Source organism: Paenirhizobium cremeum (assembly GCF_047553425.1).
GTDB lineage: Bacteria > Pseudomonadota > Alphaproteobacteria > Rhizobiales > Rhizobiaceae > Allorhizobium > Allorhizobium cremeum.
In genome coordinates this window covers 1,518,045-1,530,249 of record NZ_CP180217.1, presented here as the reverse complement: position 1 = coordinate 1,530,249, position 12,205 = coordinate 1,518,045, and the positions used below count along the sequence as shown (strand labels likewise).

Here is a 12,205-nt window from a genome sequence, read left to right as displayed (position 1 = left end):
CGTCGATGCGGCGGCCCGATCAATAGAGGGTGATTCCAAGCGCCAGCAGCGCAAGCGACACGACGACCCCGACGACGACACGCTCGCCCGCCAGCAGGAAGGCCAGAAAACCGATGCCCGCTGCGCCCAGCCGCATCCATAGCGGCGTGTGCTCAAGACTGCCGGTCGGAAAGACGATGAGCTTTGAGGTGACGGCCATGACGAGAGCGGTGGCAACCGCCCTCACCCACAAAAGCGCTTCCGAACCCTCGGCCAGGCGGTTCCCGGCCACCACGCCGAGCCAGCGCCAGATATCGGTCGCCAACCAGCCGGCAACCAGAATCACGACATAGGGCCACCAGTCGCCGACGCTCATGGCCCGCTTCCTTCGTTGCGCGATTTCCTCGCGCGGACCACATGGCGGTCGAGCAGATAGGCCAGGGTACCGCCTCCAAGACCGACGATCAGAATGTCGAAGCCCGGCACCACAAGCGCCAGAAGTGGACCGCCGATGACGCCGACCACAAAAGCGATCCTGACCACGGAATGGCGAGCCGAGGCCCAGATCGACGCAACGAAATAGACCGGCGTCAGAAAGAACAACACGCCCGCAACGGGCGGGGGAAAGGTGGAGACGAGACCGTAGCTCAATCCCACCAATATCGTGTTGACCAGCACGAGCGTCAGACCGAATCCGGCGAAATAGGCCGTGCGCGCCTCCCGCGGAACGGTCTTCAAGGTGCCCATGGCGAAGACCCATGCGGTAATCGCCACGAAATGCGAGAGAAAGAGCAGCAGCCATGTGGGTGTCCGCTCGTTGCGCATCTCCGGAACGAGCGAGGCGACCATGGGCATCATGCGGATCGAAGACAGGGACACGGCAAGAAACATCGCCAGGATATTCGCCCCGCTCGCCATCATGCCGATGAGGATCATCTTCGCCGGCAAGGCCCACACCATCAGGGTCATCAGCATCGCCTGCTCGCGGGAGATACCCGATTCGAGCGCGAAGGCGGCGAAACCGACGAAGGACGTCATCAGGATGATCGCAGGCAGGCTGAAAATGCCCGCAGCCCCTTTTGCCGCCCAGCGCAGCGAGGTGAATTGAGGAAGAGGCTGGGTCATTCAACAAAGGCCAAAGCGAAACAGGAGGGCGCAGGAGACGTGCAACAGACCTACACCGTTCACCGGTCCCGCGGCAAGACCGCGGGACAGACCGCGTTTCAACGCATACCGTCAGGCCCGCCGCTGACCGAAATCATCAGCCATCGGTCGCCGTCCTTCTTGTAGACCTCCGTCCAGCGGCCGGAAATGGACTTTGCGCCGGTGTCCGGTGTCTCGACCGCAGCCTCGTAGCTGTAATGGACCACGCCCACCTCGTGATCGAAGACCGTAACCTTCAGGGGCTTCAGACGGTACCGCAGGACACGCGGCGAATAGGGACCGACCGAGGCGATCGCCGCTTCGTAGTCATGGGGCGCATCGGTGCCGGTCACCCAGCCGGAGTATTCGCGATGCAGGAGCTTGCGAACCGGCTCGGTTTCCCGCCGCCGGGCAACTTCCCACAAGGCCGCAACGTGATCCCACAACTCCCGCTGCTCATCGGTGAACCGGGCATCGTCGCCCGCATCCGTATCCATCAAGATCGCCTGTCTCAAGCCATGCACTTCATTGAAGGCTACGCGCGGTCGCAACCCGCCGCAACCTCATCGAAAGGATAGGTGCTCCGATCACGCGATCGTCATCACCCGAAAAAGAAGCCCCCGGATCGTCGATCCGGGGGCTTTCATCAATAAGATCATCCGAGGGCAGATCAATGCCGAGGCCTCAGCCTTTCTTGGGCACTTTCGGCACCGAACTCCGACGCTTCGGCGGCACTTCGACCACAGCTTCCGTCTTCTCGGCCTTCGCCTTGGCCTTGCGCGGCTTCTTCACTGCTTCCGCAGCTTCCGCGGCGACCTCGACAAGTTCGGCCTCAGGCTTCGGCTTTACCGGTGCGGCATCGGCAACGGCCTCGAGGTCGAGGATGTCGGAGCCATCTTCGCCTTTCTTGACGCCGACCTTGACCACCCCGCCCTTGCGCAGCTTGCCGAACAGGATCTCGTTGGCGAGCGGCTTCTTGATGTGCTCCTGGATGACCCGCGACAGCGGTCGGGCGCCCATCTTTTCGTCGTAACCGCGCGTGGCGAGCCATGCGATGGCTTCCGGCGCGAGGTCGAAGGTGACGTTGCGCTCGGAAAGCTGGGCTTCGAGCTGCATGACGAATTTCTGCACGACCTGATGGATCACTTCCGTCGGCAGCGGGGCAAACGGAATGGTCGCATCGAGACGGTTGCGGAACTCCGGTGTGAACAGACGGTTCAGCGCCTCTTCATCCTCGCCGGTCCGCTTGGACGAGCCGAAACCGATGGCCGACTTCGCCATTTCGGACGCGCCCGCATTTGTCGTCATAATCAGGATGACGTTGCGGAAGTCGATCTTCTTGCCGTTATGGTCGGTCAGCGAACCGTGGTCCATCACCTGCAACAGGATGTTGTAGATGTCCGGATGCGCCTTCTCGATTTCGTCGAGCAGCACGACCGAATGCGGATGCTGGTCGACGCCGTCAGTCAGGAGACCGCCCTGGTCGAAGCCGACATAACCGGGAGGAGCGCCGAGCAGGCGCGAAACCGTGTGCCGCTCCATATATTCCGACATGTCGAAGCGCAGCAGTTCCACGCCGAGCGAAGCGGCGAGCTGCTTGGCAACCTCGGTCTTGCCGACGCCGGTCGGACCGGAGAAGACATAGCAGCCGATCGGTTTGTTCGGTTCGCGCAGGCCGGCACGGGCCAGCTTGATCGAGGTGGAAAGCGCCTCAATGGCCTTGTCCTGGCCGTAGACGACCGAACGGAGTTCCTTTTCGAGGTTGGCGAGCACCATCTCGTCGTCCTTGGACACCGTCTTCGGGGGAATGCGGGCCATGGTGGCGATCGTTGCCTCGATCTCCTTTTCGGTAATCAGCTTGCGGCGCTTGGAAGCGGGGAGAAGCATCTGGGCCGCCCCCGTTTCGTCGATCACGTCGATCGCCTTGTCGGGCAGCTTGCGGTCCGAGATGTAGCGCGCCGAAAGCTCGACGGCCGACTTGATCGCCTCGTTGGTATAGCGAAGCTTGTGATAGTCCTCGAAATAGGGCTTGAGGCCCTTCATGATCTCGATGGCATCGTCGACCGAGGGTTCGTTGACGTCGATCTTCTGGAAGCGGCGAACCAGCGCGCGATCCTTCTCGAAGAACTGACGATATTCCTTGTAGGTGGTCGAGCCGATGCAACGGATCGCACCCGAGGACAATGCCGGCTTCAGAAGGTTGGACGCATCCATCGCGCCGCCCGAGGTGGCGCCCGCGCCGATCACCGTGTGGATCTCGTCGATGAAGAGCACCGCACCGGGATAGTCCTCGAGTTCCTTGACGACCTGCTTCAGGCGCTCTTCGAAATCGCCGCGGTAACGGGTGCCGGCAAGCAGCGTGCCCATATCGAGCGAGAAGATGGTCGCATCCGCCAGCGCCTCCGGAACCTTTCCTTCGACGATCCGCTTGGCCAGGCCTTCGGCAATCGCCGTCTTGCCCACGCCGGGATCACCGACATAGAGCGGATTGTTCTTCGAGCGGCGGCAAAGCACCTGGATCGTCCGGTTGACCTCGTCGTTACGGCCGATGAGCGGATCGATGCGCCCGTTCTTGGCCTTCTCGTTCAGGTTGACGCAGTAAGCCTTGAGCGCTTCCTGCTTGGTCTTTGCGGACCCCTCTTCCTGCTCGCGGGCCTGCTTGGCTTCGCCGTCGCCTTCTTCAGCACCACGCGGCGGACGGACCTGGGCCGAGCCCGGCCGCTTGCCAATCCCGTGGGAGATGTAGTTGACGGCGTCATAGCGGGTCATCTCCTGCTCCTGCAGGAAGAAGGCCGCATGGCTTTCCCGCTCGGCGAAGATCGCAACGAGGACGTTGGCGCCGGTCACCTCTTCGCGACCCGACGACTGCACATGGATCACGGCGCGCTGGATGACCCTCTGGAAACCGGAGGTGGGCTTTGAATCCTCGTCGTAACCGGTGACGAGATTGGCGAGTTCATTGTCGACATAGTCGATCACGGTCTTGCGCAGAACATCCAGATTGACATTGCAGGCGCCCATCACGGCCGCCGCATCCGCATCATCGATCAGCGCAAGCAACAGGTGCTCGAGCGTGGCGTATTCATGGTGCCGCTCGTTGGCGTAGGTCAGTGCCTGATGCAGCGCCTTTTCGAGGCTGGGAGAAAATGTTGGCACGTCAGATCCTCACTTCTTTTCCATGACGCATTGCAGCGGGTGTTCATGCTGTCTTGCGAAGTCCATCACCTGGCTTACCTTGGTTTCGGCGACTTCGTAGGTGAAGACACCGCATTCCCCCACACCGTGGTTGTGCACATGCAGCATAATGCGGGTGGCGGCTTCCCTGTCCTTCTGGAAGAAGCGCTCCAGGATGTGGATCACGAACTCCATCGGGGTGTAGTCATCGTTCAGCAGCAGGACGCGATACAGGTTCGGTTTCTTCGTCTTGGGCTTTGTGCGCGTGATGACGGACGTGCCACGATTGGCATTGTCCCCATCGCGCCCATTGCTCTGCATGAAGACCGGCTTGGCGATCATTTCAGTTCATTCTCCATTGTCCGGCCGATTTGCCGAAGATGCAATGCGACGGACGAACACTCAGGACAGTAAGGTAGTTCATATTCCGGTGATTTTAAGCCCCCCGACGCTCACTGCAAACAGAATCGCGGCGACGCACCGAAAAGCCTGAAAAGAGTCAAAGCGTATATCAGCCCCTTAAAAGCGCAAGACCGGCCGCACCAAGGTGCGGCCGGTCCGAAAATCCGGAACTGGACTGTTCGACAGCGATCAGGCCGCAGCCGAGTACGGCGTCGAAGACGTTGCCTTGGAGATGGTCGATTCGTAGGGTTTGTAGACCGTCTTGGCGAGATCGGCATACATTTCGCTCATCTTGGTTGCCTCGGCCACGAAGGACTCGTAGGAGGACTTCATGAAATTCGACTGCAACTCGAACGCGTTCTCGATGCTCTTTACGCCAGCGAGCGATTCCATGAAGGCCGCCGTGTCCTGGAAGGACTTCTTGGAGAACTCGGACGCTTCCGTCGCGATCGCCTGAAAGCCCTTGCTGATTTCTGCATAATTTTTCAGCATGGTATCCATGGCTTCCTTGCCCTTCTTATTGGCCTCATCGAAGTTGAACATGCGCAATTCCTCCTGCTCGTGCCCTTTTTGAATGCAGCGGACGATAGCAGATGCACAAATTTGGTCAAGTAGTCTTGTGCGCCGCAATATCCTCTTATGGTTGCAATTGCGACCAAAACAAAAAAGCCGACCGCAACACGGCCGACCTCTCATTCCTTGAAAAGGAAAACATATATCAGTCTCTATGCAACTCTCGGATTAGAGATCGACGTCGAGAATGGCCATCGAAAAATTATAGGAAAGATCGCCGTCTTCCTCGTCCTTGAACACCACGCCCAGAAACTCCTCGCCGGCATAGACTTCGGCGGAATCGTTCTTGCGCGGACGCGCCTTGACCGAGATGCTCGGACCGAACATCCGCTTGAAATAGGCGTCGAGTTTCTTGATTTCTTCGGGCTTCACTGAAATTCTCCATGTCGATTCAATTTGGCCCGCTTGTCGCATGTGCCGTCAGCAGATGTAAAGACGCAAACGGCATGAACGCCACCGGCCGGCGATCCCTCGCAGGCCGGTGGCGCCCGATATGAATCAGTCGTCTGCAGCGAGCATCTGGTCCATGGAACGGGCCGGCTCCGCGCAACCCGCCTCCCCGACCACGCGGGCCGGAACGCCGGCGACCGTCGACCCCTTCGGCACAGGCTTCAGAACGACCGAGCCGGCAGCGACGCGCGAGCAGCAGCCGACCTCGATATTGCCGAGCACCTTGGCTCCGGCTCCGATCATCACGCCGTCACCGATCTTCGGATGACGGTCGGCGCCTTCCTTGCCGGTGCCGCCGAGCGTCACGCCGTGCAGGATCGATACATTATCGCCGATACGCGCCGTTTCGCCGACGACAAGACCGGTCGCATGATCGAGGAAGATGCCCTTGCCGATGCGAGCGGCCGGATTGATATCGGTCTGGAAGACGCTGGAGGAACGGCTCTGCAGATAGAGCGCGAAATCGCGCCGGCCTCGGTTCCACAGCCAATGGGCCAGACGATGGGTCTGGATGGCATGGAAGCCCTTGAAATAAAGGACCGGCTCCATGAAGCGCGTGCAGGCCGGGTCGCGGTCGTAGACAGCCTGAATGTCGACGCGCACGATCTGGCCCCATTCCGGCCAGTCGCGCAGCATCTCATCGAAGGCCTGGCGCAGCAGGATCGCCTGCATATCCGGATGGTCGAGGCGTTCGCAGATCCGGTAGATGACGCAGTCCTCGAGCGAGCGATGATTGAGGATGGTCGAATAGAGAAAAGTCGCAAGCAGAGGGTCGTGCTCGGCGGCCGAGCGCGCCTCCCCCTGGAGACTATCCCAGATCGGGTCCATCGACATGATATGCTCTCGCTTGAGGAATTCGCTCTTTGCGGCCATCGCCGGTCTCCTCGTTTCATTTCTAACATCATTATATAGTCCATCCTCGATTCAACATAAATGGGCTCCGAGAAATGAAACACACCAGCCAATTCGCCGCCGGCAAGATCCTCGCCACCTGCCAGAACGGCGTGGGCATCCTGACGATCGACAATCCGGAGCGGAAAAACGCAATCAACGCGGCCATGTGGCGCGCCATTCCGGATGCGATGCACTGGCTCGTTTCCGACGCAGGCGCGCGCGTGGTGATGCTGACCGGTGGCGGCACGAAGGATTTCAGCGCCGGCGCCGACATTTCCGAATTCCCGACAGTGCGCAAGGATACGGCAACGGCGCGGGTTTACGAGAGCGACAACAGCGCCGCCTTCTCTGCGATCCGTAATGCCCGTATTCCGGTGATCGCCGCGATCCGCGGCATCTGTTACGGCGGAGGTTTCGGGCTGGCGGCCGCGGCGGACCTGCGTATCGCCGCCGATGATGCCGCTTTTGCTGTGCCTGCCGCCCGGCTCGGGCTTGCCTATCCGGCGGACGCCGTGCAGGATTTTTTCCATGCGCTCGGTCCTCAGCTTGCGCGGAAAATGCTGTTCACCGGCCTTGCGGTCGGGGCCTCCGAGCTTTGCGAGGCAGGCTTCCTTATGGAGATCACCGCACCGGCGGCGCTCGACGCAGCCGCGCTGTCGCTCGCCGAAATCATCGCGGCCAATGCGCCGCTTTCCGTGCAGGCGTCCAAGCTCGCTCTGCGCGCCGTCGCAACCAATGATGACGACCTGCTGCGCGAAGCGGAGGTCATCGGAGCGGCAACCTTCGACAGTGCCGACTATGCCGAGGGACGGGCGGCCTTCGCCGAAAAGCGCCGTCCGGTCTTTTCCGGCCGTTGAACGGCACACCCGTCTGCATTAATAGGTTGCATTTCAGTTTGTTGCAATTTAAGATGGAGCTCATATCATCCCCTCATCAACCGGGGGATGACAATGAGTTGGATAAGTGAAACCGAGATCCTGAAAGACCGCCAGAAACTGAATGGTGATCTCCAACCCCTGACCAACAGTGTCATGCTGCGCGTGCTGGGAAGCCCGCGGGGCAATTATGACCAGACCTGTCGTCCGGTCACCAATCCCAGGATAAACCGGCTCATCGTCACGGCGGATGTCGGCCCCTTTTCCGTGACCGGCCTGAAGCCCGTGGTCGAACGTCTGAAGCTTGCCTTCGCGGATATCAGGCAGAAGCAACCGGCCATCCATGCCGCGCTCGGCAATGCAGGCATGCTCTGCTGCCGCTATGTGCGCGGCAGCCGGGCCTCGATCAGCAACCATTCCTGGGGATGTGCGATCGACCTTACGCTGGAAGGCAGGCTGGATTCACGCGGCGACGGCAAGGCGCAGAAGGGCCTGATCGCCATTCATCCCATCATGAACGCCCATGGCTTCTTCTGGGGTGCCGCATTCAGCACCGAGGATGCCATGCACTTCGAGATCTGCCGTCAACAGTTGCTCGAGTGGCATGAGGGCGGCCTCCTCGGCGAGAAGGCGGAATTGCCTGCGGAGGCGAACAGGCTGGCGCTCGGCGACCGCGGTCCGGACGTCGAATGGGTGCAGGAGCGACTGAACCGTCTCTACGGTCTGGACGTCGAGGAGGACGGCATCTTCGGTCCGGCGACCCGCGCCGCCGTCATCGAATTCCAGATTCGCCAGGGTCTCGCCACCGACGGTATCGCGGGACCGAAGACGATGGCGGCACTGCGCGAGGCGTCACCGCAATAGGGTCTACGCCTTCAGCCCGCGATAGAAATCGAGCACGGCCTTCTTGAAGACCCGGTCGCCGACGGCGAGCATGTGATCGCGGTTCGGAATGTCGATCGCCTGCGCATGGGGCATCAGGGCAGCCAGTTCGTGCGGCGAGCCTGCGATATCGTCCTTCGTCCCGACGGCAATCAGGACCGGGACATCGACCTTTGCAATATCGGCGCGGCTCACCAACTCCCGTGAAGTACTGATGCAGGCGGCAAGCGCGAAACGATCCGAATGGGTCTGTTCGGCGAACTGGCGGAACATGCGGCCACGCTCATGGGTCACATCATCGAGCGATGGAGCCAAAAGAGCATCGGCGATCGGGTCCCAGTCGCCGACACCGTCGCAAAGGCCGATCCCCAACCCACCGAACACGAGGGAGCGGACGCGGTCGGCATGCTCCATTGCCAGAAAGGCGGAAATGCGCGCGCCCATGGAATATCCCATGACATGGGCCTGCTCTATACCGAGATGGGTCAGCAGAGCCGCTGCGTCCCCCGCCATCAGCGAGGGGTAGTAGGCGTCCGGCTCATGCGGCCGGTCGCTTGCGCCATGGCCGCGATTGTCGATGGCGATGACGCGGTAGCCGGCCTCGCCCAGGGTCCTCAGCCATCCCGGATAGACCCAATTGACGTTTGCCGTGGAGGCGAAGCCGTGAATCAGCAACACCGGTTCGCCTGTCGGATCTCCCTCGTCGAAATAGGCCAGTTGGAAACCGTCATGCATGAAGGAAGAGAAGGGAGGCGCATCGAGATTCATCGGTCATTCCTGTCGGCTGTATCGTGGGGAGACAATATTGAAGGCGGCGGCGTCCTCAAACCCCTTTCTGTGTGTTTTTCTGTGACTCCGCATCGTGTTTGGCTCTACCCTTTTTTGAGGAAGGAAGATAATGTCCGGGCACTTTCGAATGGCATAGCGGAGAAAAACATGGCCGGGCACAGCATTCCCCATTTCCAGAACGACGGCGGTCACGCAGTGATCGAGATCGGCGTGAAGGAATTCATGTGCACGGGCGCATCGGCCCCCTTCGACCATCCGCATATCTTCATCGACATGGGGCATGACGACGAAAAAGTCTGCTCCTACTGCTCGACGCTCTACAAGTACAACCCGTCCCTCAAGACGGAACAGACCAACCCGCCGGGCTGCGTCTATCACGTGAAGGCGGCCTGAGCGGCGTCCTGATCGGCCAGTTGCATGACCATCAAGACCGCCGCCATCATCGGAGCAGGCGTGGCGGGCTTGACTGCTGCGCTTTCGCTCGCACGGCATGGCATCCATGTCGATATCCTGGAACAGGCCCCGCAACTCGGTGAGGTGGGCGCCGGCCTCCAGCTTTCGCCCAACGCCACCCGCATTCTCGCCGAACTCGGCGTATTGGCGGATCTAGAACGTCACTGGATCGAGCCGGACGAGATTCGGCTCGCGTCGGGCGCGACACTCAAGCCGCTCGCCACCGTTCCAGTCGGCCGCTTCGCCCGCGAGCGCTGGGGAGCGCCCTATGGCGTCCTTCACCGCTCGACGCTGCAACAGGCGCTGTTGACTGCGGTCATCCGCAATTCCCTGTGCAGGCTCCAACTCGGCCAGCGCATTGAACACCCGACGGCTTCGGCGGTCGAGGCGATCACCGGGACAAGGCCGGATCTGGTGGTCGGCGCCGACGGGGCATGGTCGCCGGCGCGCAAACTGATCGAAGGCGGCCCGACAATAAGCTTTTCGGGCAATATCGCCTGGCGCCTGACGATCGAAGCCGCCGGCGCGCCGGCCTTCCTCGGGGAGCGTTGCGTTACCGCCTTCCTCGGCCCGAAGACGCATCTGGTCTGCTATCCACTCAAAGAGATCGACGGCTTCAATCTGGTCGCCATCGCGGCCGGAATGAACCCTGGCGAGACCTGGGCGGCCCAGGGAAGCGACGTGCAGCGCGGCATGCTGCTGGCACAGTTTTCCGGCTGGAATTCTTCGATCCTTACGCTTCTCGCGGGTGTGAAGCAGGCGACCTTCTGGCCCCTCTACGAAGCATCGGCCGGGCGCTGGCAGAATGGTCGCGATACCGTGCTGATCGGGGATGCCGCCCATGCGATGATGCCGTTTTCTGCCCAGGGTGCGGTGATGGCCATTGAGGACGGGTTCGAGCTCGCCGGTCACGTCTCGGGTCATTCTGCCCTGCCGGACGCCCTCGCCGCCTTCGAGACCCATCGCAAGGCTCGCGCCGGCCGAGTGAGGGATCGCGGTGCGTTCAACAAATTCGCCTATCACGCCCGAGGTCCGGTTCGCATCGCGCGCGACATCGTCCTGTCGCTGCGCCCGCCGCAGAGCCTCGCCGCGGATATGGACTGGCTCTACGGCTACCGGGCAAAAGGCTGAACTCAGATCGCCGCTGCGGCGGCGAAGCCCTTCTCAAGATCCGCGATAATGTCCTCGACATTTTCCAGGCCGATCTGGAGGCGGATGACGGGCCCCTCCTTCGGCGCCTTGCAGATCTTGCGGTCGTCGAGATTGACCATGACGGCAAGGCTCTCGTAACCGCCCCATGAATAGCCGAGACCGAAAATATCGAGGCTGTCCAGGAAGGCGCGCGCCTTGGGTTTGAACTGGGCCGGATCGTCGACCGCCAGGACGAAGGAAAATATGCCGCTTGCGCCCTTGAAGTCGCGCTTCCAGATCTCGTGCCCGGGAAAGCTCGGCAAGGCCGGATGCAGAACGGTGGCGACATCCGCCCTGCCCTCCAGCCACTGCGCCACGGCAAGGGCGCTCTTCTGATGCGCCTCGAGACGCAAGCCCATGGTCCTCAGCCCCCGCAGGATCTGATAGGAATCATCCGGCGATACACAGACGCCGAGGGTAATCCTCGCATCGTCAAGCGCACGCCAATGGGCCTCGTTGGCCGAGACCGTGCCAAACAGCACGTCAGAGTGGCCGGAAGGATATTTCGTCGCCGCATGGATCGAGATGTCGACTCCGAAATCGAGCGGGCGAAAATAAAGGGGAGTGGCCCAGGTGTTGTCCATCGTCACCACGCAACCGTGCTTGTGGGCAACATCGGCAATGGCGCGAATATCCTGCATTTCGAAGGTGTTCGAACCCGGCGCCTCGGTATGCACGAGCCTGGTGTTGGGTCTGATCAGGGCCTCGATGCCGGCCCCGATGGCAGGGTCGTAATATTCCACGCTTACGCCGAGGCGTGCCAGCATGGTGTCGCAGAAGTGGCGGCAGGGCGAATAGACCGAATCGACGATCAGGGCATGGTCGCCGGCAGACAGGAAAGCCAGAAACGGAACAGTGATCGCAGCCAGACCCGACGGGACGAGGATCGTGCCGGCCGAACCCTCGAGTTCGTCGATCGCCATGCACAGGGCATCGGTCGTCGGGGTGCCGCGGGTACCGTAGGTGTATTTCTGCGCTCGCGTTTCCATGGTCCGGGTGTCGGGAAACAACACCGTCGAGGCGCGCACCACGGGCGGATTGACGAACCCGAAGAACTCCGACGGATCATTGCCGATATGGCAAAGCTTCGTGTCCGTACCGGCCTTGGCCAGCGTTTCTTTCCGGTTCTTCATGGGAGATGGTACCTTTGCTGAGGAGGGTCTTTCGACCGTCATTTGTGACCGCCCGCATTTGGCCGGTCAAGGGGGATGCGCTTGGCGCACGATATGCACAGAGTGCAATCCAAAGCGTTTGCGGCCGATGTTTTTTTGTTCAAGAGCCTGCTTCAGCGCACCGAAATCTGCCTCATTTTCAACCGGTTTTAGCAAATTGCCGCTTTTATGTCTGATTTCAATCATCAAGACTTGACCACACACCCATTTACGACTGTGATAAGTCGT

The 12,205-nt window shown here is 61.0% G+C and carries 15 protein-coding genes; 4 read left to right on the top strand and 11 right to left on the bottom strand.

Features of this window, described 5'->3' with window-relative positions; genetic code table 11:
• Positions 1-19 precede the first annotated feature (19 nt).
• The 8 genes from ACLBKR_RS07735 to cysE all read right to left on the bottom strand — a co-directional run bounded on the left by ACLBKR_RS07735 (position 20) and on the right by cysE (position 6,594).
• Positions 20-355 carry an AzlD domain-containing protein gene (locus ACLBKR_RS07735; protein ID WP_112830152.1) on the bottom strand — a complete coding sequence of 112 codons (336 nt, stop codon included), beginning with the start codon at positions 353-355 and terminating at the stop codon, positions 20-22.
• On the bottom strand, positions 352-1,104 hold the full coding sequence (locus tag ACLBKR_RS07730) for an AzlC family ABC transporter permease (protein WP_113467275.1): 753 nt from the start codon (positions 1,102-1,104) through the stop codon (positions 352-354). Before ACLBKR_RS07730 ends, ACLBKR_RS07735 begins: the two co-directional genes overlap by 4 nt.
• Before the next feature lie 98 nt (positions 1,105-1,202).
• Positions 1,203-1,619 (bottom strand): nuclear transport factor 2 family protein, encoded by a 417-nt coding sequence (locus ACLBKR_RS07725; RefSeq protein WP_113442846.1) that lies wholly within the window; start codon positions 1,617-1,619, stop codon positions 1,203-1,205.
• Positions 1,620-1,806: 187 nt separating this feature from the next.
• The gene (gene clpA / locus ACLBKR_RS07720; protein ID WP_113448418.1) at positions 1,807-4,278 is read right to left on the bottom strand and encodes an ATP-dependent Clp protease ATP-binding subunit ClpA; all 2,472 of its coding nucleotides are present in this window, start codon (positions 4,276-4,278) and stop codon (positions 1,807-1,809) included.
• Between the two features lie 9 nt (positions 4,279-4,287).
• Positions 4,288-4,638: an ATP-dependent Clp protease adapter ClpS gene (gene clpS, locus ACLBKR_RS07715; RefSeq protein ID WP_112830156.1), complete on the bottom strand. Its 351-nt coding sequence runs from the start codon at positions 4,636-4,638 to the stop codon at positions 4,288-4,290.
• A gap of 249 nt (positions 4,639-4,887) precedes the next feature.
• Positions 4,888-5,241, bottom strand: a complete 354-nt coding sequence (locus ACLBKR_RS07710) for a phasin family protein (RefSeq protein ID WP_112830157.1) — start codon at positions 5,239-5,241, stop codon at positions 4,888-4,890.
• A 198-nt stretch (positions 5,242-5,439) separates the two neighbouring features.
• Positions 5,440-5,643, bottom strand: a complete 204-nt coding sequence (locus tag ACLBKR_RS07705) for a DUF3126 family protein (RefSeq protein WP_112830158.1) — start codon at positions 5,641-5,643, stop codon at positions 5,440-5,442.
• A 126-nt stretch (positions 5,644-5,769) separates the two neighbouring features.
• Entirely contained in the window at positions 5,770-6,594 is an 825-nt protein-coding gene (gene cysE / locus ACLBKR_RS07700) for a serine O-acetyltransferase (protein ID WP_112830159.1), read from the bottom strand.
• A gap of 74 nt (positions 6,595-6,668) precedes the next feature.
• Between cysE and ACLBKR_RS07695 the strand changes: the two genes are divergently transcribed.
• Entirely contained in the window at positions 6,669-7,472 is an 804-nt protein-coding gene (locus ACLBKR_RS07695; protein WP_113448417.1) for an enoyl-CoA hydratase-related protein, read from the top strand.
• Between the two features lie 93 nt (positions 7,473-7,565).
• Entirely contained in the window at positions 7,566-8,354 is a 789-nt protein-coding gene (locus ACLBKR_RS07690; RefSeq protein WP_414901284.1) for a peptidoglycan-binding protein, read from the top strand.
• 3 nt (positions 8,355-8,357) lie between these two features.
• On the opposite strand, the gene ACLBKR_RS07685 is transcribed toward ACLBKR_RS07690, so the two are convergent.
• Complete coding sequence (locus ACLBKR_RS07685) at positions 8,358-9,140, bottom strand: alpha/beta hydrolase (protein WP_113448415.1); 783 nt, start codon at positions 9,138-9,140, stop codon at positions 8,358-8,360.
• Positions 9,141-9,308: 168 nt separating this feature from the next.
• On the opposite strand from ACLBKR_RS07685, the gene ACLBKR_RS07680 reads away from it, so the two are divergent.
• The gene (locus tag ACLBKR_RS07680) at positions 9,309-9,554 is read left to right on the top strand and encodes a zinc-finger domain-containing protein (RefSeq protein ID WP_113488189.1); all 246 of its coding nucleotides are present in this window, start codon (positions 9,309-9,311) and stop codon (positions 9,552-9,554) included.
• Positions 9,555-9,578: 24 nt separating this feature from the next.
• Positions 9,579-10,745, top strand: a complete 1,167-nt coding sequence (locus tag ACLBKR_RS07675) for an FAD-dependent monooxygenase (RefSeq protein ID WP_113488190.1) — start codon at positions 9,579-9,581, stop codon at positions 10,743-10,745.
• 2 nt (positions 10,746-10,747) lie between these two features.
• On the opposite strand, the gene ACLBKR_RS07670 is transcribed toward ACLBKR_RS07675, so the two are convergent.
• Positions 10,748-11,938 carry a cystathionine beta-lyase gene (locus ACLBKR_RS07670; RefSeq protein ID WP_113490170.1) on the bottom strand — a complete coding sequence of 397 codons (1,191 nt, stop codon included), beginning with the start codon at positions 11,936-11,938 and terminating at the stop codon, positions 10,748-10,750.
• 66 nt (positions 11,939-12,004) lie between these two features.
• Positions 12,005-12,163, bottom strand: a complete 159-nt coding sequence (locus ACLBKR_RS07665) for a hypothetical protein (protein ID WP_162761959.1) — start codon at positions 12,161-12,163, stop codon at positions 12,005-12,007.
• Between the last annotated feature and the right edge of the window lie 42 nt (positions 12,164-12,205).